Here is a 24965-nt window from a genome sequence, read left to right as displayed (position 1 = left end):
CGCCGCGGGTGCGGCCCGGATCGGCGGCGCACCCCCTGACACGCCGCCCCGCGAGGGGCTTCAGCCGGTCCGCTCACGACCCGCTGAAGCCCCCGGGAGACGGCCTGGGGCGAACCGGCCGTCCAGTTGGGGGACTTGACCGTCCAGCACCCCGGCGATCCCTGTTATGACGCCGCGGGACCGTCGAGTTCGCGTCGCCTGGCGGCCAGCGCCTTCGCCAGGACCTTGTCCCGGAAGGGGTTCGCGGGGCTCAGGGCCCTCGCCACCTCCACCGCCTCGTCCAGCAGTGCCATCCGCCGCTCGGGCAGGTCCCGCACCAACGGGGACGCGCTCGCCTCCACCAGGACGTACGCCAGCTTCGACCCGTACGCCTCCGGATCGACCGGTGTCAGGGTCCGGTAGATCCACAGCCCCGCGACTCCCCGCACCACACGTGTGTTGGCGCTCAGCAGCAGGACCCGCGCCCGCATCACCATGTCCTGATTCATCAATCCCCCTTCGTTCCACCACCCCCGGCCCGCCCCGGCACACGACGGAACAGCGCAACGAACGCGCCGGCGGCCCGAGACGGGTGCCGGCACGCATGCCGATGAGTGGATGACGACGAGTCTGCGGGCAGGCCACCGGCGCTGCCAAGACCGAAAGGACGTGCGCTCCGTCCTACCGCGAACGCCCCCCGAGCAGGCATGATGGACCTGACACTCTCCCAGGACCGCCCCGCACGCGTCGCGGTCGCCTGTACGAGGGTGCCTGAACCTGCCGGCCGGCCCCCTGGGCCCCGGCCCCCGGCCCCCGGCCCCCGGCCCGACGGTGACGCCGTCCGCTGCCGAAGGGATACTCGGAGCATGGCATTCCTCGTCTTCATGACCTTGCCCGGACTGGTCATCCTGCTGACCGCGCTGTCCTTCGTCGATCAGCTTCTGCTGCGCGCGAGCAGGGCCGGACTACTGCCATGGCGCAATGCCGCACGTCAGGGTCAGATATCGGCGACCGGGTTCGAGCAGTTGCACGCGAGCCTCTCGCCGGGCAAGCAGACCGAGCTGAAGGAACGCCAGTCGGCCCTGCTGCTGCGCGACGACGAGGAGGACGGGGCACCGCCGAACCGGACGACGGTGGATCTGGACGGCGGAACAGCGGTCATCCGCATCCCCGGCGCCGCCGCCGGCCCGCGCTAGCCCGCGTACACCGGCCGACACCGGAAGTGGAGCGCTCGGTCGGTGGGCGATTCGGGCGGGCGAGCCGGTTCCTGTTCGGCGACGGTGCGTGGGGGTCGCGGCGCGCGGGCGTCGGGCACCGGGCGTCGGGCAGTACATGCATAGGATCGCCGGCATGGCACTGCGACCTGTTCACGTGAACGTCAAGGCCGTCGACAGCTCGGCCGTCGGCCGGTTCTGGGCGGAGGCGCTCGGCTGGAGCGCGTACAGCCCCGGCGTGACCACCTATGTCGGGCCTCCCGGCGGTCCGGTCTGGCCGGACCCGGTCGTCCTCGGCATCGACGTCGTTCCGGTACCGGAGCCCAAGACGGCGACGAAGAACCGTGTGCACCTCGATCTCGCCACCACCTCGGCCGCCCACCAGGCCGAGCTGGTCGACCGCCTCAGGACGCTCGGGGCGACGCCCGTCGACGTGGGCCAGGGCGTCGTGCCGTGGACGGTCCTCGCCGATCCCGAGGGCAACGAGTTCTGCGTGCTGGAGCCCCGGGAGATCTACCGCGACACCGGGCCGATCGCCACGGTGGTGGTCGACTGCGTGGATCCGCGGGCCATGGCCGGGTTCTGGGGCGAGGCGACGGACTGGACCCTGCACGAAGTGGCCGACGATCATGCGACGCTGCGGTCGGCCAAGGGCGTCGGCCCGTATCTCGAGCTCCTCCGCACGCCCGGCGTGAAGACCGTGCCGGACCGCGTCCACCTCGACCTGCTGCCGTACCCCGGCGACGACAAGGAGGCGGAGGTGGCCCGGCTGCGGGCCCTCGGCGCCATCGAACTCGACATCGGCCAGGGAGACGTGCCGTGGACGTGCCTCACCGACCCGGAGGGCCACGAGTTCTGCGTACTCACGCTGTCCTGACACGGCGCGGCGACGCCGCCCGGCTATGTCTTGTCCAGCTTGTCGAGTTGCGTCGTGACGACCTCGTCCGGCACGGCGGCCGGGCCCTTGCCCCAGGGGCGGCCCGGGTTGCTGTAGGTGGAGAACATGACGACCGTCGCCCCCTTCCGGACGGCGACCACCGTGCAGGGAACCCGGACGGGCTTCTCGTTCTCGTCGGCCGCCGCGAGTTGTGTGAGGCGCACGGACACCGACTCGTCGCCGTAGCCGGGGTCGGGTCGGAGCTCGACCGTGTCGTAACGGAAGTCGACCTGGACGTCCTTGAAGGTCTCGCACTCCTTCGCGGCGGTACGCAGCTCACCGATCACCTGTGAGGCGACTTCGGCCGTGTACGTGGACAGGCTCAGGGTGATTCCGGGGCCGGGCTTCTTCATGGAGAGACTCCGGCCGATGCGCGCGCCGGCGGCGTGGGCGGTACCCGTTCCGACCGCGTGGACGAGGGGTGAGCACGCGGAGGGATCAGCCGTTCTGTGGGCCGCTCTGGTCGTCGTGGGAGCCTGCGCCACGTCGTAGCCGTCGAGGTCGGTGCCCGCGAGGGCCGCGTGCTCCAGTTCCGTCCGGCTGAGAGCCTCGGCCGGGGCCACCGACGCGGTCCGGTCCGGTGCCGATCCCGCCGGGGACTCCTCCCCCCATGCGCATCCGGCGAGGGACGGAAGGGCCGCCATGAGCATGATGGCAGCGACCCGGGCCCCTGATCGGCGCATGATGAATTCCCCGTCTGTAGGTCTCGGTCGTCCGACCCGGACTAATGAGCCGTCATATTGCCTGCGGAATGGACCAGTTGACCAGTTCGATTTACGGCGACGCCCCGCCTCCCATCGGCGACGACGGCACGGTCACCCGGTGATGCTTGGCTAGTGTGGGCGGTTCCTCGGCTCGACGCGCGCCCCGTCCGGTGGGAGCGGGTGTCCCGTCGTACGGTCGAGGTACGCCCCGACGTCTTGGTGAGAGCACAGGGACTGGTGTGAACGAGGTGTCGCCCACGATGGCCGCTCCGGGAGAGGACCGGCACGCCACGTGGCTGGAGCTGTTCTTCGACCTCGTCGCCGTGGCCGGCGTGGCCCAGATCGCGCATCTGCTGCACGGCGAACCCGGCGCCGCCGATGTCGGGCAGTACGCGCTGCTGTTCCTGGCGTTCTGGACCGCTTGGATCTGTTTCACGCTGTACGGGAACGTGGCGGGCGAGGGCACGCACGCCCGCACGGTGCTGGCCGCGATGTTCGGCATGGCCGTCATGGCGGCCGCCGTCCCCGGCGTCCACGAGGGCGAGGACGGTCAGGCCAGGGCTCTGGCGCTCGCCTATGTCGTGATCAGGATGCTCGCCAACCGCGCCTGGCGGCACCGCCGGGAGCTCCTCGTCGACTGGCCCGCCGCCCAGATGTCCCTCGGCGTGATTCCGTGGATCGTCTCCCTGTGGGCGCACGAACCCGGCCGGTACTGGCTCTGGGCCCTGGGCATCGCCCTCGACCTGTGGGTCACCTTCACCGTCTCCGCCCGCGACGTCATCGAGAGCCGGAAGGCCCACGACGAGCGCGAGGAGAGGCGCTCCCGGCGCCACGACACCGTGCCGCCCGTGTCGGTGGCCGCGCCGCACGCCGACCACCTGAGCGAACGGCTCGGCCTGTTCGTGATCATCGTGCTCGGCGAGGGTGTCGCCCAGGTGATCGAGGCCGCCTCGGACGCCACCTGGGACAGACGGCTCTACGGCCTCGCGAGCGCCGCGTTCTTCCTCCTGGTGGCCCTGTGGTCCCTGTCCTTCCGGCACGGCTACGCAGGGGTTCCGTATCTCACCGCGCGCTCCCTGCCGGCCCGTGCGGCGCTCCCGCTGCACTGCTTGGTGTCCGGCTGCCTGGCGGCTCTCGCGGCCGGACTCGGCGCGGCGGTGGAGCACCCGGACACGCTGCCCGCCGGCACGCGCTGGCTGTTGTGCGCGTCTCTGGCCGGATACTTCGTGCTCACCGGGATCGCCGCGCTGCGCCGGCCCGACGGCGTGCGCCGCTGGTTGCTGTCCGTGGTCCTGCCCTGCTGCGCGCTGCCGCTGCTGATCGCGGGGTTCGGCGGTGGGCTCGGGACCCTGGCCGTGGTCTGGCTGCTCGTGGCGGTCACGTTGTGGCCGACGTTCTACGAGAGCCGGCACGCCGAGCGGGCGAAGGCGGCGGCCCGGCCGGGGGCGTGAGCTCCGTGGTTCACGCGGCGCTCGCCCCCGGCGGCGAACGGATGGGACGCGAGCGGGCCGCCGGCGCCGGTGCTCACCGGCTGCCCACGCCCCGCTCGCGTCATGTCACCGGCCGGACGCGGCCGACGACGCCACCTCACCAGGTGTGCGCGACGTCGATCACCAGGCGACCGGAGAGCTGCGTCACCCGGAACGGCAGCCGGGCCCGCACGCCGAGTCCCACCTGGGTGACTCCCTCGAAGCTGGCTCCGAACTTCGTGTCCCGGAAGGTGCGGTAGCCGGTCAGGTCCACGCCCGGAAGGGGCCGGCCGCCCCGGCCGGGGTAGGTCTCGGTGTAGGTCTCCGGGTCGTACGACGGGGAGGACACCAGGATTTCGAGGATCGCCCCGCCGGAGACCGGAATACGGATGCCGGACGGGTCCTGGATGAAGGCGTCGACGTAGTGCACGGTGTACCCGATCCCCGTGGTGCCGGCGGTGGGCACGTCGAGGACCATGCGGTCGTAGCAGTCGTGCTGACCGGTCCTGATGTCGGTCAGCGACCCGTTGTCGGCGTCCGCCACGGTCTTCGGGAGGCTGCCCCAGCCGGTCGGGCACACGACCGCCGCCGTGGCCGCGCCGGCCGGTGCGGGCGCGGCCACGACCGCGCCGACACCGGCCATCGTCAGGGCGGCAAGCACCGCCATGGATCGTCTCGTACGCATGGTTCCCCCTTGGGGTCGCGGCTCTCGGTTTGCCTGCCATGTACGACATGCCGGTCACGGTTTTGGTTGTACGGACCGCCCCGAAACGTGGTCTGTCGCCAGGCCGCCGACCGTTCGCCCCAACGGGTTGCTCAGAAGGCCGAGTTGTCGAACCAGAGGGTCAGGAGATCCTCGTCGCCCTCGTGTTCGACGGCCTCCGCCTCACGGTCGAGGCGGCCGTAGACGAGGAGCAACAGGTCGGCCGCGCTTCCCCGAACGGTCGCGTCGGCCGATCCGGTCGCCGCTCCGGACGCGTCGAGCCCGAAGCCGTCGGGCCGCAGGCGCACCAGCCAGTCGCCGTCACCGTCGGTCGTCCGGAAGCGGATGGTCCGGTCGGGACCGCGCAGGTTGGCGACATCGGGTGCGAAGGACGTGGCGAAGGGCAGATTGACGAGGAACTCGTCGATGCCGTCGACCGCCACCGTACGGTCGATCGTGGCCGGCAGGCCGAGTGCCCGCTCGGCGTCGACCCGGTGCACCAGGGTCTCGAAGAGCATCCGGCGCGCCCAGAAGCGTGCGTGCTGGTCGACGCCCCAGGCCCACATGGGCAGGTCGGGGCCGGTGGCCGCGAAGGCCTCCGCGGCCACCGTCGCGCTCTCGGCCAGCCAGTCCGCGTAGCCGTCCCACCGCTCCGGAAGTCGCAGGTCGACATCGCGAGTTCGCGGCGGTGCCTGGACGCGGGCGTGCAGGAGGGCCGAGAACCAGCGCTGGACGCTGCCGGTGTGCCGGACCAGGTCCGCCAGGGTCCAGCCGGGGCAACTCGGCACCGCGGTCGCCGGATCGGCGTTCTCGAGCGCCGCGACGAATCGCGCGGTCTCGACCGCGATCGCCGCACGGTGGTCGATGGGAGTCGCTCCGCGGTGGTGATGGTCCGAGGACATCATCGTCGTGCCTTTCTACGAGGGTACGGGCGGTTCCGCCGAGCGGGCGGTCCCGCGGTGGCGCCGGACCAGCGGCCTCCGAGGGGTGCTGGTCCGGCGCGGCCGAACAGGCCGACGTGCTCGGGGTTTCGAGCGAGGGCGGTCCCGATCACACGGACGCGGACGCGGCCTCGGACTTGGTCTCGAACTCGGACGCGGACTCGGTCCGGGACTCGGAGTCGGACTTGGTCTCAGACGTGGTCTCGGTCTCGGTCGTCACGAGTTCCGGGGTCTCGGGGTCGGCACTCTTGCGCACCACGGGAGTGCGCGGCGCGTGAGCGGCCTTGAGCCCGAGCAGAGCGACGACCACGACCAGGATGAACGCTCCTCCGGCGATGGCGAAGCTCAAGGTGAACTGGCTCTCCTGGGGGAGGGTGGGCATGCCGGCCGGCAGCGCCACGGACTTCGACGCCAGGAGCGAGGTGATCACCGCGCTCGCGACGGCGCTGCCGACGGAACGGGAGATGGAGTTGATGCCGTTGGCGATTCCGGTCTGGTGGGCCGGGACGCCGGCGACGATGAGGGCGGGCATGGAGGCGTAGCCGAAGCTGATCGCCAGACCGATGAGCATGCCCGCGCTGATGACGGAGGCGCTGGTGTCATGGGCGGCGGTCAGCCAGGCGAAGCCGAGCACTCCGAAGCAGGCCCCGGCGGCCAGTGTGACGCGTGCGCCGAGCCTGCGCACGAGCACCCCGCCGAACTGGGCGCCCACCAGGGAGACCAGCGTGGTCGGCAGCAGATAGACGACGGAGGCGGCGAGCACCGAGGCGCCGAAGCCGTAACCGACCAGCTCGTCGGGCATCTGCACGAGGTACGAGACGCCGATGAACTGGGTGAACATCGCGAAGCCCAGCAGCAGCCCCGCCAGGTTGGTGAAGAGAACGGGCCGGTGGACGAACATCTTCATGTCCACCATCGGCTCCTTGACCCGGTTCTCGGTGAACACCCAGACACCCGCCATGACGACCGCGCCGGCGAAGGTGCCGAGCGTCCGGCCGGACGTCCAGCCCCACTCGTGTCCCTGCGAGATGGGCAGCAGGAGGAGCACCAGCAGCAGCCCGAGGGTCAGCGCACCCAGCCAGTCCGTCCGTCCACCGGTCTTCGTCCGGGAGGCGGGCACCACGAACAGCACGCCGACCAGGGCCACGACCGCGAGCACGACGGCCAGCCAGAAGGGCCGGTGGTAGTCGGGGTGCGAACCCTGGGTGAGGAGGCCCGCACCGACCAGGGCGAGCCCGCTGCCGAACGCGAGCGTGCCGCTGACCAGGGCCATCGCTCCGTGCAGCTTCTCGGGCGCGATCTCCTCACGCAGTACGGAGAGGGCGAGAGGGAAGATCGCGGTCGCCGCTCCCTGCATCACACGCCCGACGATCAGCCAGGTCAGCGAGGTCGTGGTGGCGGCGAGCACCGAACCGGCGATCATCACGCCGAGCACGCCGACGAGCGTGGGCTTCTTGCCGTGCTGGTCACCGAAGCGGCCGAGCAGCGGGGTGAACACGGCGGCGGACAGCAGGGTCGCGGTGGTCACCCAGCTCACGTTCGCCGTGCTGGCCTTCAGGTCGCTCTGGATCATCCCCAGGATCGGGACGACCAGGGTCTGCATCATCGAGACGACCATGGCGGCGAGCCCGAGCACCAGGACGATCCCGGTCTGCCCGGAGGACCTCGTCGACGCCGCTTGCTGTGTGTGAGACACGGAAAGTCTGCCCTAACTAGTTAACAACCTCGATGCTTGAGAACTTCAAGCAATAGCTGACCGTAGCCGTGAATATTTGAGATGGTCAAACTTCCTGGCGTAGGGTGACTCACATGACAGGAACCAGCGGTGTGGACACGGACCAGCTCATGGAGCTCCTGTCGGTCTCGCTCGGGGCCTACTACGGCGACTTCACGGTGGCCGCGGCGAGCGAGAACCTCACGGCGAGCCAGGGCAAGACGCTGAACGTGCTGCGCCGGGGACCGGCGGCGATGCGGGCCCTCGCCACCATCCTGACCTGCGACGCCTCCAACATGACGGGGATCGTCGACCGGCTGGAGAAGCGCGATCTGGTGCGGCGCGAGCCCAGCCCCACCGACCGGCGCGTCAAGAACGTCGTCCTCACCGCGGAGGGCCGCCGCGTGATCGACGTGATCCGCGCGAAGATGGACACCACGCGCGCGGGACTGAACAGGCTGAGCGAGGAGGAGCGGGACACGCTCTACACCCTGTTGCAACGCGCCTTCACCGCGGAGCCCGCCACGCCGCGACCGGGCGCCTGACCCAACCGCGTTCACGCAGCCGGGCACGCGAGGGCTTTCATGTGGCCGGGTTGCGGGCGCCGGTGCCCACGTCCGTCTCCGCGGCAGTCGCCGACCGGTGAACCACCGAAGCACCCAGGGACGTACACCTTGGGCACGAACCGCGCATACGGACGTGACCCGCCCGGTCCCGGCGCGACGCCGAGTCGTCGTCCGCCCAGACCCCGTCCAGACTCCGTCCCGACCGCGGGCTGGACGACCGGCGAACGACGGACGAAAACGGAGTGCGACGGCGAGCGCGGGGCGTGCAGACTTCCCGCCATGGCCGCCTTCGACTACGCCGTCGCGCTTCAGGACAGGGCGATGCGTCATGTCTCGGATGCGTCCACGGGGCAGCCCCTCCCGTCCGACCTACGGGTGACGATGCATTTTCACCCGGATCGAACAGCGGGAAATCGCCCCCTGCTCGCCCGGATGACCGACGACGGTGTCTACCGGTCCCAGTTCACGACGGGTACGAGCAACGGTGGACTGACCGCCCACCGCGGCGGGGACCGGTGGCGCTGGGAGAGTCGTATCTTCGCGGGCGCCTACGACGACGCGGCCCCCGAACTGCGCCCGGTCTACGGTGCGTTGAACTACCGCCGCACCCCGGCGGGCGGCGCTCCGCGTTTCGGTTCCTCGCACTTCAGGCTCACCTCCGAGACGCTCGCGCGCACCACGTTCTGCTATCCGGACAGTTCCGCCGAGCCGTCCGCCTTCGCGATCGCGGACCGATGTTCGCTGATCGACCTCGCCGAGGCGGCGAACGCGGACGCCCTGGACGACCACATCGAGGCACACCTCCATGGGCCCGTCAGATTCGACCGCGACGTGGAAGCTCTCGTGCTGGACCCCAGCTATCGCGGGACCGAGGTGCATGACGCGGCGCGACGCCTCCCGTGCCCCCTCGAATGGCATCCCGGCTTCCGCCTCGACGTCGCCGAACTGCGGCGCCATCCGCATTACCGGGGCCGGGAGTACGTGGATCTGGGAGCCGAGATCGCCGTCGACGGCCGGCTCACTCCCCGGGTCGTCGGAGACGCCGCCCGCACCGGCCGGTACGAACCGCAGGATCTCAAGAAGGTCTGGCACTGCCTCGCCAGGTTCGGGAACCTCGGCACCCACGGATCCGGGCGGCCAGGATCGATCGAGGGGTTCTCCTGGTCGGGAACCGCCGCCGCCGAGAGATCACCCGTACCCGCCCTACCCAACTACCGGGGCGTGCAACGCAGTTGGGCGCCCGCCGGCATTCGGCACTTTTTCGCCAATGACCCGAACCTCGATTGGTCTACACCTTGACTGGTACAGACCAAAGCGGTTGAGTGTGGCTCCACACCCCCCACCACCGTCGCCCGGACTCCGCGGCACCGGCGTTCGTCGGCGTACGCGCATGGCTCCCCCCGCCTCCGGAGCGGCCCCGCTCCGCAAAGGACTGATCCCGTGTCACAACGCCGCGCCGTTTCCCTCCTGGCCGCGATCCTGATCGGAGGCTCCGCACCGGTGCTGCTGCCGGCCGCCGGCGCCTCCGCCGCATCCTGTTCGAGCTACCCGGACTGGGTGGCCGGCCGGTCCTACGCCACCGGCAACATCGTCCGGTACACCGACGGCAAGACCTACATCGCCGAACACGACAACCCGGGCTACGACCCCACCATCAGCACCTGGTACTGGGACCCCTACGCCTGCGACAGCGGCCCGACGAACCCGTCCGGCGGGTCCTGCGCGAGCTACCCCGACTGGGTTCCCGGCAGGTCCTACGTGACCGGCAACATCGTCCGGTACACCGACGGGAAGGCCTACATAGCGGAGCACGACAACCCGGGGTACGACCCCACCATCAGCACCTGGTTCTGGGACCCGTACTCCTGTGACGGCGGCACGACCAACCCGTCCGACGGATTCGTCGTGAGCGAGGCGCAGTTCAACCAGATGTTCCCGAACCGGAATTCCTTCTACACCTACAACGGCCTCAAGGCCGCGCTGAGTTCGTTCCCCGGCTTCGCCAACAGCGGCAGCGACACGGTCAAGAAGCAGGAAGCCGCGGCGTTCCTCGCCAACGTGAACCACGAGACCGGCGGCCTGGTCTACGTGGTGGAGCAGAACACCGCCAACTACTCGCACTACTGCGACTGGAGCCAGCCCTACGGCTGCCCGGCCGGTCAGTCCGCGTACTACGGGCGCGGGCCGATCCAGCTCAGCTGGAACTTCAACTACAAGGCCGCGGGTGACGCGCTCGGCATCGACCTGCTGGGCAACCCCAACCTGGTCCAGACCGACGCCGCCGTCGCCTGGAAGACCGGCCTCTGGTACTGGAACACGCAGTCGGGCCCCGGCTCCATGACGCCGCACAACGCGATGGTCAACAGCGCCGGCTTCGGTCAGACCATCCGCAGCATCAACGGCTCACTGGAATGCGACGGCAAGAACCCCGCGCAGGTGCAGAGCCGTGTCGACGCCTACCAGCGCTTCACGTCGATCCTCGGCGTCACGCCGGGAGCCAACCTCTACTGCTGACGGGCCGAGGTACGAGCGCGTGGAGCCGGAGGTGCGTCGCCGCCGCGGCGCACCTCCGGCCCGCCGGGCCCACCCCCGACCGCGGAACTGCTCGGAAACCCCGACCGCGGCACTGCCCGGAAACACCACACGCCACACGAGCGGCGGGTGCGAGAGTGCCCTCGCTCCGGGTAGTCGTTTGGTATGAACGCATACGATCCGGATACTTCCCTGGATTCTCGGACGATTTTGGAGTCGGACGGCGTCTCGGCGCGCTGGATGGCCGGGCTGGCCCGCATCGAGCGGTCGGAAGCGGCGGACCCCGTGATCCGGAAGCTGCAGCGGGGAATCCGTTCGCTGCCGCTGGGCACGGCCCGCGATCTGCTGCACGGCCGGCCGCTGGGCCATCCGGTGCATCCGGTCCTGGTGCAGGTCCCGATCGGCTGCTGGCTGTCGGCCGCCGTCATGGACGTCATGCCGGCGGGGCAGCGCGCCGCGACGACGCTGACGGCCGTCGGGCTGGCCGGGATCGCCCCGGCGGCGATCACGGGGTGGGTCGACTGGGCGGACCTGCCGCCCGAGCAGGCGCGGGTCGGACTGCTCCACGCCGTCGCGAACGTGACCGCCGTGGCGCTCTTCGCCGCCTCTCTGACGGCACGACTCCGCCACCACTCGGCGAAGGGAAGACTGTGGGCACTCGGCGGCCTGGTGGCGGTCGGCGTCACCGGCGCACTGGGCGGCCACGTGGCCTACCGACAGGCCGTGGGCGCCTGGCCGGCTGACTAGGGCTACCCACCCGGGTGCCTCCGGGTCCCCTCGGCCACCTCATCGGGGCGCCAGTGCCATCGGGGTTCCGGCCCCGCTGGTTCACGAGCGGGAGGAAGCCCCGGTCCCGGACGGCTCCGCGGTCCCGGACGTCTCCGCGAGGACGTCCTCGCGGAGCGCGGCGCAGCAACTGCTGAGCAGGCGCGAGACGTGCATCTGCGAGACGCCCAGCCGTTCAGCGATGCGGCTCTGCGTCATGTCGCGGAAGAACCGCAGGTAGAGGATCGTCCGCTCGCGCTCGGGCAGCCTGGCCAGGGCGGGCTTCAGGGCCTCCCGGTTCACGACGAGGTCGAAGCCCGTGTCGGGTTCTCCGAGCGCGTCCGCCAGGGAATAGCCGTCGTCGCCGTCGGTGAGCCCGGCGTCCAGCGACAGGGTCGCGAAACTGTCCAGGGCCTCCAGGCCCACGCGTACGTCGTCCTCACTGAGGTGCGCGTACTCGGCTATCTCGGCCACGCCGGGCTGTCGGTCGGCGTTGGTGGGCGCGAGGTCCTTCACGGCGCCGCGGACCCGGTTGCGCGCCTCCTGGACGCGGCGGGGTACGTGCACGGCCCACATGTGGTCACGGAAGTGGCGCTTGATCTCACCGACGATGGTCGGGACCGCGTAGCTCTCGAAGGCGTTGCCCCGACCGGGGTCGTAGCGGTCCACGGACTTCAGCAGGCCCAGAGCGGCGACCTGGGTCAGATCCTCGACGGATTCACCCCTGCCCCGGTACTTGCCGGCGATGCGTTCCGCCATCGGCATCCAGGACTCGACGATCTCCTCGCGCAGCGCCTGCCGCTCGGGCCCGTCGGGAAGTCCCGCCATGTGCGAGAAGGCGGCGTCGGTGTCGGGGGCGTCGTCGTGCCGACGGCGCTGCGCGGCGGTGGTACAGGTCATGTGCTGACAGCTCCCTCAAGGGTTGCCGACCGGGCAGAAGCACCATGGGGGCGCGCACAACCTCGGTGACACGTACCGGAGCGAACGCTCTCACGGACGTGCCTTTTATCCGAAGCACTGTTGTCTGACTCCCCGGACCCTGGGGCGATAAACCTATATCGGGACAATGTGACCCTTCGGGGCAGCCCGGTCGTGAAGCGTGACGCCGAAGCTGTTGTTCGGCGCCGCTTCGTGTCGGACCGGCTCGCCCCCGTGACAGACCGTAAGCGGTGTCCGCGAGGTCGCTGCCCGAGGAATTCCTCGCGCACCTTCCTGGACCGTCACGGGAACTGAACGGGTCGCACGTCCGACTGCCTCACCACACGGCCTTCAGCAGGCCGCTGGAGATACGCCGCGGCTCGGTCGTCGGTGGGGCGGCGCCCGTCGCCCCACCTCGGGGAGCGGCGGCGCGCGCAACCGACTCAGAACGAGGTGGGACTTTGTCCGTCGAATCCGACGCCCCCGAACTGCCCGCTCCAGACGAACAGTTCACCGACCCGCCCGAGGGCGCGGAATCGGCGGCCGGGACCCTGAGACCGGAGCGACAGCCCTCGGGCTTCGGGCCGTTGATGGCGCGACTGCACTTCTACGCCGGTGTTCTGGTGGCACCGTTCCTGCTCGTCGCGGCGGTGACCGGACTGCTCTACACCTTCACCCCCCAACTGGACGCGTTCGTCTACGACAAGGAACTCACCGTCACGCGCACGGCCGGCACCTCCCGGCCGCTGGCCGACCAGGTGGACGCCGCGCGGGCCAGTCACCCGAAGGGCACGCTCGTCGCCGTCCGCCCGGGAAGCGGGGAGGAGACGACACAGGTGGACTTCGCGCTGCCCGAACTGGGCGAGCGGGCGCACACCGTCTACGTGGACCCGTACACGGGCAAGGTGACCGGACAGCTCACCACCTGGTACGGATCCACGCCCCTGAAGACCTGGCTGGACGACCTGCACCGCAACCTGCACCTGGGCACGACCGGCCGCTACTACTCGGAGATCGCCGCGAGTTGGCTGTGGGTCCTCGTCCTCGGCGGTCTGGTCCTCTGGTGGCGCCGGCAGCGCCGAGGCCGGACCGCGCGACGCCTGCTGCTGCCCGACCTCGCCGCCAAGAAGGGCGTGCGCCGCACACGGAGCTGGCACGCGGTGACGGGGGTGTGGCTCGCGGTCGGTCTGCTGGTCCTCTCCGCGACGGGTCTGACCTGGTCCCGTTACGCCGGCGCCCACTTCGGTGAGGCGCTGGACGCGCTGCGCTCGGGCACGCCCGGAGTGTCGACCACGCTGCCGGGCGGATCCGCCGACGAACAGGGCGGCCATCACCACGGGAGCGGATCAGGTACCCACACCACGCCGGGTGTTGACCCGGCGGCCATCGACGGGGTCCTCGACGCGGCGCGGCGCGACGGCCTGTCGGGCCCCGTGGCCATCGGCGTGCCGCAGGACGCCACCACCGCGTGGACCGTGTCGCAGACCCGCAATCTCTGGCCGGTCGGACGCGACAGCGTCGCCGTCGACGCCTCGACCGCCGAGGTGGTCGACCGGGTGGACTTCGCGGACTGGCCCGTCCTGTCCAAGCTGACGCGTTGGGGCATCAACGCCCACATGGGCACGCTGTTCGGCCTCGTCAACCAGATCCTGCTGGCGGTACTGGCCATCGGCCTGACCTGCATGATCCTCTGGGGCTACCGCATGTGGTGGCAGCGCCGCCCCACCCGCGCCGACCGCGGTGCCCGGCTCGGCGCCCCGCCGGCCCGAGGTGCCTGGCGCGGAATGCCGTACGGGGTCCTGGTGCCCGGCGTCGTGGTGGTCATCGCGCTCGGCTGGGCGCTCCCCCTCTTCGGCATACCGCTGGCCGTGTTCCTGGCCACCGACCTCATCGTGGGTGCCGTGAGCCGCCGCCGACCGGCGACCGAGCCGACCTCCGCCGGCTGACCCTCACCACAGCTCCGGAGAGCGGCACTTGGCGGGACCGCGCCACCGAGCGGTCCCGCCGACGGTCGAGTTGCCCGGCGGGACCATGATTTCGTGCGTGTCCTCAGGAAGCCGCCACGATCCCCGCGGTGTCCCAGGCCCTCTCGAACTCGACGGCCGGATACGGTGTCCGCTTGCTCTCGGTGAGCAGACGCCGGGCGAACTCCCCCATGGCCAGCGCGGCCCGGGCATTCCGGTCGACGATCCCGGCGATTTCCCGCGGTATGCCTTCAGGCCGCTGTCCAGCGATCCATGCGCGCAGGAACGCCTCGTACTCCGTGTCGTCGTCCGGGCCCACGGGCAGGTGATGGCGCAGCAGGTGGCGCGCGCTGTGGCAGCGGTCGTAGAGGCGGTGGGCGGAGAGGAACTCCCTTTCGGCCGTCGTCAGTTCGAAGCCGGAGCTCAGCGCGAGCCCGAAGTCCGCGAAGTACAGCCGCCGGCCGTCGGTCAGGACATTGGCGAAGTGGGCGTCGAAATGGACGAATCCACGCGAGGTCATGAAGGCGGTGCCGCGCGCCAGTGCCTGCTCCGCCCAGCGGAACGGCGAGACGTCCCCGCCCCGCGCCGCGGCGGTCCGGTGGTCGTGCAGCCAGTCGGCGAGTGTCCGCGGGATGTGTTCCAGGAAGAGCACCAGACTGGCCGAGGACCGCCCGATGGCCTCCAGACGCTCCCGCACCGCCGATGAACCCTCCCAGTGTTCGACCGCCTGGTCGATGTCCCCGAACGCGTCGACGAACCCCTCGGGGGGCGAGTCGGGCAGCACGCGCCAGTGGTACATCAGCGGGAACCCCTCGTACACGTTCCCGAGGACCCAGTTGGTGGTCATGACGTGCGCGGCCAGCTCGCGCCAGGCGCCGAATCCCGCCGAGCCCACCCCGTACTGGTAGAACATCGGCAGCCCGAAGAGGTTCGCCGTCGACCGCACGTGCTCCGGCCGCGTCTCGGTGTCCGTCAGCGGGACCTTCTTGACGAACACGCGCGTGCCGTCGATGTCGAGTTCCGCGGACCTGCCGCCGATGCCGGACCCCAGCGGGGAGGCGTCGGCGACGACCTCGCCGAGCCGGCGGTCGCTGAGCAGGGACAGGCGGGAGGCCACCCTCCCGTAGGTGGCGAGCCGTACGGCGTGGCTCGGTTCCGGGGTGTGCATCGAGGACTCCTCGGCGCCCGCGCCCGGGCTTCGGCGATCTTGTCGCGGTCGAGCCTATCCGCCGGTCCTGCGGGCGACGAGGGCCGCGTTTCGCGGTGTCCAGCGGGCCACCGTGATGCCTGTGCCCCGGAGCCCGCGCGGGGTCGGCCCCCAACGCGCCCGACCCCCTCGTGGAAATCCGTCCCGCATCCTCGACGGCGATACTGGACTGGTCCCGGCGGGCGGTTGCCCATCCCGACCGCGGGAATCGGCTTGGAGGAGCAGGAGGTCCGGGCGTCGCCGTCCGTCACCTTGCTCATGACGTCTGGGAGAGGACCTCGGGGAGCGAACTGTGGCAACGACGGGAGAGCGGCCTGACATCGTGGCCCGCGGGCGGCTGGCGGCCTTGCGCGAGACGGGACTGTCGGCCGCGGCGGACGCGGACATGGACCGGTTCGCCCGGCTCGTGGCCGAGGTGATCGGCGTGCCCATCGCGCTGGTGTCGCTGGTGGAGTCCTCGCGTCAGGTGTTCCCGGGCATGGTCGGTCTGGCCGAGCCGTGGGCGGACACCCGCTGGACACCGTTGACGCACGCGCTGTCCCGGCACGTCGTGACCACCGGCCGGCCGCTCGTCCTGACCGACGCCCGCCTGGATCCCCTGACGTGCGCGAGTCCGGCCGTCCCCGACCTCGGAGTCGTCGGCTGTGCGGGGATGCCGCTGACCGACGGGGCCGGGCATGTGCTGGGGTCGCTGTGCGCGATCGACACCCGTCCGCGGGAGTGGACCGAGCGTGAGCTGGAACTGCTCCAGGACCTGGCGGCGGCGTGCAGCGCGGAGCTGCGGCTGCGGATCGTCTCGCGCCATCGCGAGCAGGCCCGCGCCGACGAGGCGCGGGCGCGCGCCGAGGCGGACGAGGCGACCGGGCGGCACCGCGCCGCGCTGGAGCGTTCCCAGTTGCTGCTGCGGGCCGCGGACGCGCTGGCCGACACCACCGGCCTGGCCGACGTCCGGGAGCAGATCCGGGAACTGGTCAGCAGCGACCTCAAGCCCGCGTACGTCGGGCTGGTCCTGGTCGAGGGCGGCTCCACGAAGCGGCTGCGGCGCATGGTCGACGTGATGGGCGGCGCGCCGATGGAGCGCACGTACGAGACCTACACGCTCGACGCCGCCTGGCCGACCGCGCGGGCGGCCAGGGAGAACCGCACGATCACCGTCACGGACACGGCGCAGCTCGAGCGTGACTACGCGCCCGAAGTGGCCGAGACGTTCGCGGCTCTGGGGCTGCGGACCGCGGTGTGTGTGCCGCTGCCCGGCACGGTTCTCCCGCTCGGCACACTGGTCCTGGGCTGGGACCACCGGCACGAGATCGACATCGTCGAGCAGGCGGTGCTCGCCTCGCTGGCCGGGTACACCGCGCGGGCGGTCGAGCGGGCCCAGTTCGTGGACAACCGTGTCGACGCCGCCCGGGAGATGCAGGAGGCCCTGCTCACCGATGTGCCCTCGGTGCCGCGTCTGGACCTGGCCGCGCTGTACCGGGCCGCCGCGCGCACGGATCTCATCGGGGGCGACTGGTACGACGCCTATCCGCTGCCCACCGCGGCCCAGGGCGGGGAGGAGTCCCTCGCTCCCGCCGTGCTGGCCCTGTCCATCGGCGACATCACGGGCCATGACATGAGGGCGGCGACGCTGATGGGGCAGGTGCGCAGCATGCTCCGCCAGGCCGATCTCGACCACGCGGGCGGCGGGCCCGCACGGGCGGTCAGCGCGCTGGAGCACGCGAACGCCTCCCTGAACCTCGACGCCAGCGGCACCCTCGTCCACGCGCACCTGCGCCCCTGCCGTGTGGCCGAGCCGGGGAGCTGGGAACTGACCTGGACCAACGCCGGACATCCGCCCCCGCTCGTCGTACGGCCCGGCGGTGCCGTCGAACGGCTGACCGCGCACGACGTCATGGTCTTCCCCGGGCTGAACACACCGCCGCGCACCGAGGACCGGCTGCTCCTGGAACCCGGCAGTGTGCTCCTCCTCTACACCGACGGCCTGGTCGAGCGCCCTGGAAAGGACATGGACCTGGCCATCGAGGCGGCCGGGCGCCTGCTGGCCGCCCACGCCGGCCGTTCCCTGGACGCGCTGCTGAACGAGATCGCGGACGAGATCGCCGGTGCCGACGCCATCGACGACATCGCCCTGCTCGCGTTGCGCATCCCTCCGCCCGACGATCACGCGGCCCCTCCGCCTCGGGCGGCCTGACCGACCGTGCGAGGCGGCCGGTCATCACCCCTTCGGGGGCGGAGCGGGAGACTCGCCCCCGGAAGCGGAACCCCTCGTCCCGCGGCCGTGTAGAGATCCGCTCATGACCACAGCCCACTGGCTCTTCGGTGACCAGCTCGGACCCCACTTCCTCTCTCCCGGCGAGGACGGCCCGGACCGTGACGCGCCGGTGGTCATCATCGAGGCCCGCTCCGTGTTCCGCCGTCGGCGCTTCCACCGGGCGAAGGCCCATCTCGTCCTGTCGGCCATGCGGCACCGCGCGGCCGAGCTCGGCGGACGCGTGCGCTACGTCCGCAGCGAGACCTACCGCGAGGGGCTGCGCGAAGCGGTCGGCGACGACACGGTGACCGTGCACCACCCCACCTCCCACGCGGCCCTGCGGCTGGTCGAGTCCCTCGGCACGGTCACCGTGCTGCCCGCCCGCGGGTTCCTGGTGCCGCGACCGGCCTTTCGCGCCTGGGCCGACGACCGCGGCGGCCGGCCGCTGCGCCAGGAGGACTTCTACCGCTGGGTGCGGCGCGAGCACGAGCTGCTGATGGACGCCGACGCACCGGCGGGCGGGCGATGGAACCTGGATCACGACAACCGTGAACCCCCGCCCCGGGGAGAACACACCCTGGGCGCGCCGGCACCGTACCGGCCCCGCGAGGACGACATCGACGAGCGGGTGCGCCACGACCTGGACCGGTGGGAACGCGAGGGCGCGGTGCGCTTCGTCGGGCGGGACGGCCCGCGCCGGTTCCCGGCGTCGCGGCGCGAGGCGCTGGCCGCGCTGCGCCGGTTCACCGAGCACCGGCTGGCCGGCTTCGGCCCGCACGAGGACGCGATGCTGGCGGCCGATCCGGTGATGAGCCACAGCCTGCTCTCCTCGTCCCTGAACCTCGGGCTGCTGCACCCGCTCGAATGCGTCGAGCGGGCCGAACGGGCCTGGAGAGCGGGACAGGCGCCGCTGAACAGCGTGGAGGGGTTCGTCCGGCAGATCGCCGGATGGCGCGAGTACGTCTGGCAGCTCTACTGGCACTTCGGCGACGACTACCGGGACAGCAACGCGCTCCGGCACGACGCGCCGCTCCCGGACTGGTTCCTGGAACTGGACGCGGACGCCGTGACCGCGCGCTGTCTGGCCACGGCGCTGGCACAGGTCCGCGACACCGGCTGGACGCATCACATCCCCCGGCTGATGCTGCTCGGCAGCTACGCCCTGCAACGCGGCTGGGACCCGAGGGCGGTGACGGACTGGTTCCACCGCTGCTTCGTCGACGGCTACGACTGGGTCATGCTGCCCAACGTCGTCGGAATGTCCCAGTACGCCGACGGCGGGCGGATGACCACGAAGCCGTACACCTCGGGCGGCTCCTACGTGAACCGCATGAGCGACCTGTGCAAGGGCTGCGCCTACCGGCCTACGGAACGCTCGGGAGACCGGGCCTGTCCCTACACCACCGGGTACTGGGCCTTCCTGCACCGTCACCGCCGACGGCTGGCCGGCAACCACCGGACGGCACAGGCGGTCCGGGGACTGGACCGGCTCGCGGACCTGGACGAACTGCTCATCCGGAACAGGGACCTCGGGGACGCACCGCCGTGATGCGAAGGGGGCCGGGCCCGAGGGTCGCGGGCCGGGACGCGCCCGCTGACGCGACCGGCCGGCGGGGCGGAGCGGCGTAACACCAACGCACTCCCGCGGTTGACGGCCGTGGCACCCGCGGGGACGGTTGGAAGGTGGAGCCCCGCGGCGGCGGGGCTGAACCGCCTACTGCCGCGGGGTGAGTTCCCCGGACGGGGTGGCGACGCGGCGGGACGCGGACGCGTGGACCTGCCGCGCGGTCTCCCCACTGCCGCCCGACGCGACATCGCGCCCCGACGCAAGGGAGCACCGCACATGACCGACGCCCGGCACGACCGCCCCGCATCGGACCCGCATCCCCCCTCTCACCCGGAGCCTTCGGTGGCGCACCACTCGGACAGCCGCCCGGCGGACCGGCCCGGAAGGATCTCCGACCTGCGCCGGGTCGGCATCTCCCCCGACCACTGGTATCCGGTGGCCACCTCGCGCAAGGTCCGGCGCAACCGGACGTTCGCGGCCGTCTTCGCCGGTGAGCGGATCGTGCTGTACCGGGGGCGCAGCGGTGCGGTGCACGCGTTGGAGGACCGCTGCGCGCACCGGCAGGTACCGCTGAGCATGGGCGTGGTCGAGGGTGACATCCTGCGCTGCTGCTATCACGCGTGGGCCTATCGCGGCGACGGACGCATCTCGCAGATTCCCTACCTGCCCAAGGGCTGCGAACGTCCGCCGCGCGGGGTGCGCTCGTATCCGGTGCGCGAGGCCTACGGGCTGGTGTTCGTGTTCCCCGGTGACCCGGCGCTCGCCGAGGACGCGCCGTTCCCGTTCCTCCCCGAGTACCACTCCGCCACGCACCGCACCATGACGTTCTCCCGCACCGTGCGCTGCCACTACTCGTTCATGCACGAGAACCTGCTCGACATGAACCATCAGTTCCTGCACCGGAGCGTGCTCGGCCGGATCCAGCCGGAACTGCTCGGGTACGACGCCGGGCCGCGGCACGTCGAGGCGCGCTATCTCTTCGTCCCCGCCGGAGGACGCAAGGACCGGGGCGCGGGCCTGCTGTCCGCGGAGGGGATCGGGGGGAAGGACCGGCCCGATGTCATCACGATCCGCACCGAGTATCCGTACCAGACCCTGCGGGACGTCCCCGAGGGCGGCGACCTGCCGGTGTTCTCGCTCTGGGCCGCGTACGTGCCGGAGGACGCGGAGCAGCGGATCAATCACGCCTACGGCCTGCTCACGATCGCGAAACCGTCGGTGCCGGGGGCGCTGCATCTGGCCTGGCCGCTCATCCGCCGTTTCACCGAGCGGGTCTTCGCGCAGGACCGGACGGCGGTCGAGGCCGAGCAGCGCGCCTGGGACGAACAGGGCGAGGACCACAACCACGAGGTGTTCCCGCTCATCCTCGATCTCCGCGAGGTGCTGCGCGACAACGGCGTACCGCTGCGTCCGGAGCAGGCGTCCGGCTGCGCGCCGTGCGGGATGGCCGCGCCGGCGCACCACGCGGCCGGGGCGGGTGCCGCCGGGGCGACGGGCCATGCCGGAGGGGCGCGGTCCGCGGGCCCGGCCGTGGAGGGTGCCGGCCCGGCCGTCGAGGGCGCGGGCCGGTCCGAATAGTCGCGCCGGTTCACCGAAGGCGACCACTCGGACGTCCTGCCGAGCGCCCTGCCGGATGCCGCAGGGGATGCCGTGCCGGAGGGCCCCGCGTCCCGGTCGACCGGTCAGTCCGCGGTGGTGACCCGCGCCTGCTGTTCGGCGACGGGCGACGCCTGTGTGATCACTTCGGAGCGTCGCCGGCCCCGGTCCATGACACCGCCGGTGAAGGCGAGGCCCAGACCGGCCACGGCGAGAGCCGCGCCGACCAGGTTGGGCGCGGCCCAGCCCCAGCCCGCCGAGATGACCAGGCCGCCGAGCCACGCTCCGCCCGCGTTGGCCAGGTTGAACGCCGAGTGGTTGGAGGCGGCGGCCATCGTCGGCGCGTCCTTCGCCTTGGCCATGAGCAGCATCTGGATCGGTGTGGTGATGAGGGAGCCCATCGCGCCGATGAAGATGATCGTCAGCAGGGCGGGCACGGTGCTGTGGACCGCGAAGTAGAAGGTGACCAGGGCCGCGGCCAGCAGGACGAGCCCCCAGTACATCGTCGGGCGCAGCGCGCGGTCGGTGAGCGGTCCGGCGATCAGGGTGCCGAGCGTCATGCCGACGCCGTAGAGCGCGAGGACCCAGGTGGTCGAGGTGCCGGAGAGGCCGGTCAGGTGCGTGAGCATCGGTACGAGGTAGCTGTAGACGGCGAAGAATCCGCCGAAGCCCACGACGGCCGTGGCCAGACCGATGACGACCTGCTTGTTGCCCATGGCCCGCAGCTCGTGCCGGACACCGGACTGCGCCCCACGCGGCTGGTTCGGGACGAAGGCGGCCAGCGCGGCCAGGGCGACGAGGCCGATGACCGCGACCGCGCCGTAGGCGGAGCGCCAGCCCAGGTGCTGGCCGAGCGCGGTGGCGGCCGGGACGCCGACGATGTTGGCGATGGTGAGGCCGAGGAACATCTTCGAGACGGCGCGTGCGGCCCGGTCGGGAGCGACCAGCCGCGAGGCGACGACGGCCCCGACGCCGAACAGCGCGCCGTGCGGCAGTCCCGCCAGGAAGCGGGCGGCGAAGAGCGTGCCGAAGTCGGGGGCGACGGCGGACGCCGTGTTGCCGATCACGAACAGGCCGGTCAGGAGGAGCAGCAGTCGCTTGTGCGGGACACGCGCGCATATGCCCGTCAGGAGTGGCGCGCCGACGACGACACCGAGCGCGTACGCCGACACGACGTTGCCGGCGTGCGGTACGGACACACCGATTCCGTCGGCGATCTGGGGCAGCAGCCCCATCGTGGCGAACTCGGTCGTGCCGATACCGAACGCGACGACGGCGAGGGCCAGGAGAGCCAAGGGCATGGTGCAGGAGAACCTTTCGAAGACAACGAGCCGGTGACCGGTGAGCGGGGCGATGTGAGCTCGCCCACGGATTACACGTCCCGTCGCGCCGGGCCTCGTGACCCGGAGCACCCCGGGAAGAGGGTGAGCCCATGGCGAGTGCAGCAACGACGCGCAGGCATCCATTCCAAGATCGCCCCGCGGTTTGCGGCATCGGGCCGGGCCCGCTCCCCTGGCTTCTACGGCGGTCGGCCCGGGCAAGTGAGCAAGGATAGCCGCTGTGGCCGCGACGCCGTCCGGGCAGGGGGCGGCGAGGGCCCTCGGCCGACCGCCCTCTCACGCGGTGAAGCCGATGTCGTCCTCGTACGGGCCCCCGCCGTCCCCGCGGTGCGTGTCAGTGGCCGATGTCCCTCACCAGGGCGCCGGGGCCGGTGGCTGGACCACCGGCGGACGGTCGTCGCAGGTGATGGTGTCGGGCAGTTCCCAGGACGCCATCCACGGGCCGGTCGTGCCGCCTCCGTCGTTGCCGCCGAGGTCGTTCGCCGCGAACTCGGAGCCGGAGGCGGGGAAGTTGAAGGATCCGCAGTTGTTGATGCCGACCGCGCCGACGTCGCGGGCGTCCACGTTCTCGAACGAGGCCGAGCCGGCGGAGCGGGCGCTGAGCACGGAGGTGCCGGTGCCGTCCACGCGGATGTCTTTGAAGCGGACGCCTCGGATCGCGTACTTGTCCTTCACAGGGAAGTCGGAGACGAGCATGATCGCGTTGTAGGTGTTGTCGAGGAAGTGGTCGCCGGTGACCTCGATGTCGGCGTCGATGTCCCGCTCCAGGGCGTAGAACCAGATGGCGCCGAGGCCGATCTTCCAGTTGAGCTCGAACGGCCCGGAGCGGACCGTGGTGTTGTCCGTGATCCTCAGGTGTCCGGCGAAGGGTTCCGCGCCGAAGCGGGAGCCGACCTGGATGGCGCTGCCCTCCCTGACGGGGTCGGCGACGAGGTTGCCGGTGACCGTGTTGTCGGTGCCGCCGTACAGCGCGATGCCGTTGGCGAGGACGGGGCTCTGCACGGTGTTGTGGGCGAAGACGTTGCGCGCGTCGCCGGTCTTCTCCGACCACATGGCCAGGCCGTCGTCGCCGGTGTTGCGGACGAAGGTGTCCGAGACGCTCGAATCGGTGACGCCGGTATGGAAGTTGATCCCGTCGGCGATCTGGTCGGCGATCACGGTGCGGGTGGCCCGCAGGCCCGTCATCGGGCCGTCGAACCACATGCCGACCTTGGTGTGGTGGAGGTAGAGGCCGTCGATCGTCGAGTGGCTCATCGCTCCGCCGATCGCGTTGACCTGGTCGGTGTCGACGCGTTCGCGTACGTCTCCTTCGACGGTGAAGCCCGACAGATGGACGTCGTGGCTGCCCCCGTCCGCCGCGTCCTTGCCGTAGAAGCCGACACCCGTGTGGACCGAGCCGTCGGGGGCGGGGGTGCCGAGGGTGACCTGGTGGCCCTTGACGATCGTGTACCAGCTTCCCGCCCCGACGATCGTCACGTCGTCCACGACGATGTGCCGGTTCACCTGGTACGTGCCCGGCGGCAGGTACACCTTGAGGTGCCGCTTCTTCGCGTAGGCGACGGCCCGGTCGAACGCGTCGCCCGCGTCGCGCCGGCCGGTGGGGTCGGCGCCGAACGCGAGGACGTCGGCGGCCTTCTTCTCGACGTGCGGCGCGCCGACGAGTTGGGTGTCGAGCAGGTCGATCACGGTCCAGGCGGCACCGCTGTTCCCGGGCGCGGTGAGACGGACGGTGTCGCCGGCCGCGTACCGCTTGCCGAGCAGGAGCCGCTGTTCGTCGTAGAAGTGGCTGGGCCTGAACGGCTTGTCGACGGTGGGCGCCGGGGTGGTGGCCGACGGGACGCAGCCGCATTCGGTGATCCACCAGTCGGGGTGCAGCAGGTCGCCCTGAGGGTCGTTGCTGAAGGGGTACTGGTTGTAGAGCCAGGAGTACCGCGAGGTGAGGCTCATCGTGGTGCGGTGCCGGCCGTCCACGGAGACGTCGAGGGGCGCGGTGATGCCGCCACCGCCGGGGGCGTCGGGGATGCTGTAGCGCACGGTGAGGGCGTTGGTGGCGCGCGGCAGGGTGAACTCGACGTACTGGCCCGGCTTCAGGCGTACCGCCGTACGTCCCGACGCCTCGGACGGCAGGGTGTAGGCGGTGCGGTCGGGGCCGATGACGGTGCCGTTCGTCGACGCGCTCTCCGCCTCCTGCTCGGCGAAGTCCACCGCGGCACCGCGCCCCGCGACCAGACCGGGATCGAGCCCGGCCCGTGTCACCGCGGGGGCGCCCTCACCAGCCGTCGGGCCGCCCCCTCCGCCGTGCCCGGAGGCCGCCGGGGCCGGAGCGCCGAGCACGAGCACGAGTCCGGCAGCCGCGGCGGCCACCGCCGCGACCGTCCGAACCGGTCTTCGCGGGCGCCGTCCGACCCGCTCCGCAGCCGCATGTTCGATGTACGGCGCCATCGGATTCTCGTTTCTCTCGGAGCGGAGGACACCGAGGGCCGCTCGGTGCGCGGCGGCACGGCGGGAATCAGCCGTGCCGCTGCGTACCGGGACATTAGGGCGCGACGGGACACCCGGACAAGACGTCGAACACGTCTTTCCGTGATTCAGTACAGA

Annotated in this window: 20 protein-coding genes; 11 read left to right on the top strand and 9 right to left on the bottom strand. The window is 71.4% G+C overall.

Annotated elements, in window-relative coordinates; all coding sequences use genetic code 11:
- Window positions 1-164 precede the first annotated feature (164 nt).
- Window positions 165-488 carry a hypothetical protein gene (locus ACIQ7M_RS30380; RefSeq protein WP_389845111.1) on the bottom strand — a complete coding sequence of 108 codons (324 nt, stop codon included), beginning with the start codon at window positions 486-488 and terminating at the stop codon, window positions 165-167.
- Window positions 489-845: 357 nt separating this feature from the next.
- Here ACIQ7M_RS30380 and ACIQ7M_RS30375 point away from each other — a divergent pair, with 357 nt between their 5' ends.
- Both ACIQ7M_RS30375 and ACIQ7M_RS30370 read left to right on the top strand, forming a co-directional pair.
- Window positions 846-1175 (top strand): DUF6191 domain-containing protein, encoded by a 330-nt coding sequence (locus ACIQ7M_RS30375; RefSeq protein ID WP_403650431.1) that lies wholly within the window; start codon window positions 846-848, stop codon window positions 1173-1175.
- A 154-nt stretch (window positions 1176-1329) separates the two neighbouring features.
- On the top strand, window positions 1330-2070 hold the full coding sequence (locus tag ACIQ7M_RS30370; protein WP_403650429.1) for a VOC family protein: 741 nt from the start codon (window positions 1330-1332) through the stop codon (window positions 2068-2070).
- A gap of 23 nt (window positions 2071-2093) precedes the next feature.
- On the opposite strand, the gene ACIQ7M_RS30365 is transcribed toward ACIQ7M_RS30370, so the two are convergent.
- Window positions 2094-2813 (bottom strand): hypothetical protein, encoded by a 720-nt coding sequence (locus ACIQ7M_RS30365; RefSeq protein ID WP_403650427.1) that lies wholly within the window; start codon window positions 2811-2813, stop codon window positions 2094-2096.
- A gap of 281 nt (window positions 2814-3094) precedes the next feature.
- Between ACIQ7M_RS30365 and ACIQ7M_RS30360 the strand changes: the two genes are divergently transcribed.
- A complete protein-coding gene (locus ACIQ7M_RS30360; protein WP_403650425.1) occupies window positions 3095-4285 on the top strand; it encodes a low temperature requirement protein A in 1191 nt (396 codons plus the stop codon).
- Between the two features lie 136 nt (window positions 4286-4421).
- Here the strand turns inward: ACIQ7M_RS30360 and ACIQ7M_RS30355 are convergent, their stop codons facing one another.
- The 3 genes from ACIQ7M_RS30355 to ACIQ7M_RS30345 all read right to left on the bottom strand — a co-directional run bounded on the left by ACIQ7M_RS30355 (window position 4422) and on the right by ACIQ7M_RS30345 (window position 7643).
- Window positions 4422-4988: a hypothetical protein gene (locus ACIQ7M_RS30355; protein ID WP_403650423.1), complete on the bottom strand. Its 567-nt coding sequence runs from the start codon at window positions 4986-4988 to the stop codon at window positions 4422-4424.
- Window positions 4989-5119: 131 nt separating this feature from the next.
- A complete protein-coding gene (locus ACIQ7M_RS30350; RefSeq protein ID WP_403650421.1) occupies window positions 5120-5911 on the bottom strand; it encodes a maleylpyruvate isomerase family mycothiol-dependent enzyme in 792 nt (263 codons plus the stop codon).
- Between the two features lie 145 nt (window positions 5912-6056).
- Window positions 6057-7643: an MFS transporter gene (locus ACIQ7M_RS30345; protein WP_403650419.1), complete on the bottom strand. Its 1587-nt coding sequence runs from the start codon at window positions 7641-7643 to the stop codon at window positions 6057-6059.
- Window positions 7644-7756: 113 nt separating this feature from the next.
- On the opposite strand from ACIQ7M_RS30345, the gene ACIQ7M_RS30340 reads away from it, so the two are divergent.
- The 4 genes from ACIQ7M_RS30340 to ACIQ7M_RS30325 all read left to right on the top strand — a co-directional run bounded on the left by ACIQ7M_RS30340 (window position 7757) and on the right by ACIQ7M_RS30325 (window position 11506).
- Window positions 7757-8206 (top strand): MarR family winged helix-turn-helix transcriptional regulator, encoded by a 450-nt coding sequence (locus tag ACIQ7M_RS30340; protein ID WP_403650417.1) that lies wholly within the window; start codon window positions 7757-7759, stop codon window positions 8204-8206.
- A gap of 342 nt (window positions 8207-8548) precedes the next feature.
- Window positions 8549-9526, top strand: a complete 978-nt coding sequence (locus ACIQ7M_RS30335) for a DUF3626 domain-containing protein (protein WP_403650675.1) — start codon at window positions 8549-8551, stop codon at window positions 9524-9526.
- Window positions 9527-9667: 141 nt separating this feature from the next.
- Window positions 9668-10741, top strand: a complete 1074-nt coding sequence (locus ACIQ7M_RS30330; protein ID WP_403650415.1) for a glycoside hydrolase family 19 protein — start codon at window positions 9668-9670, stop codon at window positions 10739-10741.
- 183 nt (window positions 10742-10924) lie between these two features.
- A complete protein-coding gene (locus tag ACIQ7M_RS30325) occupies window positions 10925-11506 on the top strand; it encodes a DUF2231 domain-containing protein (protein WP_403650413.1) in 582 nt (193 codons plus the stop codon).
- 81 nt (window positions 11507-11587) lie between these two features.
- Here ACIQ7M_RS30325 and ACIQ7M_RS30320 read toward each other — a convergent pair whose 3' ends face one another.
- Entirely contained in the window at window positions 11588-12424 is an 837-nt protein-coding gene (locus ACIQ7M_RS30320; RefSeq protein ID WP_403650411.1) for an RNA polymerase sigma factor SigF, read from the bottom strand.
- Between the two features lie 608 nt (window positions 12425-13032).
- On the opposite strand from ACIQ7M_RS30320, the gene ACIQ7M_RS30315 reads away from it, so the two are divergent.
- Window positions 13033-14388 (top strand): PepSY-associated TM helix domain-containing protein, encoded by a 1356-nt coding sequence (locus ACIQ7M_RS30315; protein WP_403650673.1) that lies wholly within the window; start codon window positions 13033-13035, stop codon window positions 14386-14388.
- Between the two features lie 103 nt (window positions 14389-14491).
- Here ACIQ7M_RS30315 and ACIQ7M_RS30310 read toward each other — a convergent pair whose 3' ends face one another.
- Window positions 14492-15574: a protein kinase family protein gene (locus ACIQ7M_RS30310; protein ID WP_403650409.1), complete on the bottom strand. Its 1083-nt coding sequence runs from the start codon at window positions 15572-15574 to the stop codon at window positions 14492-14494.
- Between the two features lie 331 nt (window positions 15575-15905).
- Between ACIQ7M_RS30310 and ACIQ7M_RS30305 the strand changes: the two genes are divergently transcribed.
- From ACIQ7M_RS30305 to ACIQ7M_RS30295, 3 genes are all read left to right on the top strand, one after another.
- Window positions 15906-17804 (top strand): GAF domain-containing SpoIIE family protein phosphatase, encoded by a 1899-nt coding sequence (locus ACIQ7M_RS30305; RefSeq protein WP_403650407.1) that lies wholly within the window; start codon window positions 15906-15908, stop codon window positions 17802-17804.
- 103 nt (window positions 17805-17907) lie between these two features.
- A complete protein-coding gene (locus ACIQ7M_RS30300; RefSeq protein ID WP_403650405.1) occupies window positions 17908-19413 on the top strand; it encodes a cryptochrome/photolyase family protein in 1506 nt (501 codons plus the stop codon).
- A 294-nt stretch (window positions 19414-19707) separates the two neighbouring features.
- A complete protein-coding gene (locus tag ACIQ7M_RS30295; protein ID WP_403650403.1) occupies window positions 19708-21009 on the top strand; it encodes a Rieske 2Fe-2S domain-containing protein in 1302 nt (433 codons plus the stop codon).
- 104 nt (window positions 21010-21113) lie between these two features.
- Here the strand turns inward: ACIQ7M_RS30295 and ACIQ7M_RS30290 are convergent, their stop codons facing one another.
- Window positions 21114-22328, bottom strand: a complete 1215-nt coding sequence (locus ACIQ7M_RS30290; RefSeq protein WP_403650401.1) for an MFS transporter — start codon at window positions 22326-22328, stop codon at window positions 21114-21116.
- Between the two features lie 390 nt (window positions 22329-22718).
- Window positions 22719-24809 (bottom strand): glycosyl hydrolase family 28-related protein, encoded by a 2091-nt coding sequence (locus ACIQ7M_RS30285; RefSeq protein WP_403650399.1) that lies wholly within the window; start codon window positions 24807-24809, stop codon window positions 22719-22721.
- Window positions 24810-24965 lie beyond the last annotated feature (156 nt).

It is taken from the genome of Streptomyces sp. NPDC096324, from assembly GCF_044763015.1.
Classification (GTDB): Bacteria; Actinomycetota; Actinomycetes; order Streptomycetales; family Streptomycetaceae; genus Streptomyces.
This window is presented reverse-complemented; position numbering and strand designations above follow the sequence as displayed.

Bases quoted from the DNA above. Each gene is read 5' to 3' on its own strand.
- ACIQ7M_RS30315 (WP_403650673.1), top strand. From the start codon at position 13,033: ATGGCGCGACTGCACTTCTACGCCGGTGTTCTGGTGGCACCGTTCCTG.
- ACIQ7M_RS30360 (WP_403650425.1), top strand. From the start codon at position 3,095: ATGGCCGCTCCGGGAGAGGACCGGCACGCCACGTGGCTGGAGCTGTTC.
- ACIQ7M_RS30290 (WP_403650401.1), bottom strand. From the start codon at position 22,328: ATGCCCTTGGCTCTCCTGGCCCTCGCCGTCGTCGCGTTCGGTATCGGC.
- ACIQ7M_RS30355 (WP_403650423.1), bottom strand. From the start codon at position 4,988: ATGCGTACGAGACGATCCATGGCGGTGCTTGCCGCCCTGACGATGGCC.
- ACIQ7M_RS30295 (WP_403650403.1), top strand. From the start codon at position 19,708: ATGACCGACGCCCGGCACGACCGCCCCGCATCGGACCCGCATCCCCCC.
- ACIQ7M_RS30340 (WP_403650417.1), top strand. From the start codon at position 7,757: ATGACAGGAACCAGCGGTGTGGACACGGACCAGCTCATGGAGCTCCTG.
- ACIQ7M_RS30320 (WP_403650411.1), bottom strand. From the start codon at position 12,424: ATGACCTGTACCACCGCCGCGCAGCGCCGTCGGCACGACGACGCCCCC.
- ACIQ7M_RS30335 (WP_403650675.1), top strand. From the start codon at position 8,549: ATGCGTCATGTCTCGGATGCGTCCACGGGGCAGCCCCTCCCGTCCGAC.
- ACIQ7M_RS30370 (WP_403650429.1), top strand. From the start codon at position 1,330: ATGGCACTGCGACCTGTTCACGTGAACGTCAAGGCCGTCGACAGCTCG.
- ACIQ7M_RS30380 (WP_389845111.1), bottom strand. From the start codon at position 488: ATGAATCAGGACATGGTGATGCGGGCGCGGGTCCTGCTGCTGAGCGCC.
- ACIQ7M_RS30375 (WP_403650431.1), top strand. From the start codon at position 846: ATGGCATTCCTCGTCTTCATGACCTTGCCCGGACTGGTCATCCTGCTG.
- ACIQ7M_RS30310 (WP_403650409.1), bottom strand. From the start codon at position 15,574: ATGCACACCCCGGAACCGAGCCACGCCGTACGGCTCGCCACCTACGGG.
- ACIQ7M_RS30300 (WP_403650405.1), top strand. From the start codon at position 17,908: ATGACCACAGCCCACTGGCTCTTCGGTGACCAGCTCGGACCCCACTTC.
- ACIQ7M_RS30365 (WP_403650427.1), bottom strand. From the start codon at position 2,813: ATGCGCCGATCAGGGGCCCGGGTCGCTGCCATCATGCTCATGGCGGCC.
- ACIQ7M_RS30350 (WP_403650421.1), bottom strand. From the start codon at position 5,911: ATGATGTCCTCGGACCATCACCACCGCGGAGCGACTCCCATCGACCAC.
- ACIQ7M_RS30285 (WP_403650399.1), bottom strand. From the start codon at position 24,809: ATGGCGCCGTACATCGAACATGCGGCTGCGGAGCGGGTCGGACGGCGC.
- ACIQ7M_RS30325 (WP_403650413.1), top strand. From the start codon at position 10,925: ATGAACGCATACGATCCGGATACTTCCCTGGATTCTCGGACGATTTTG.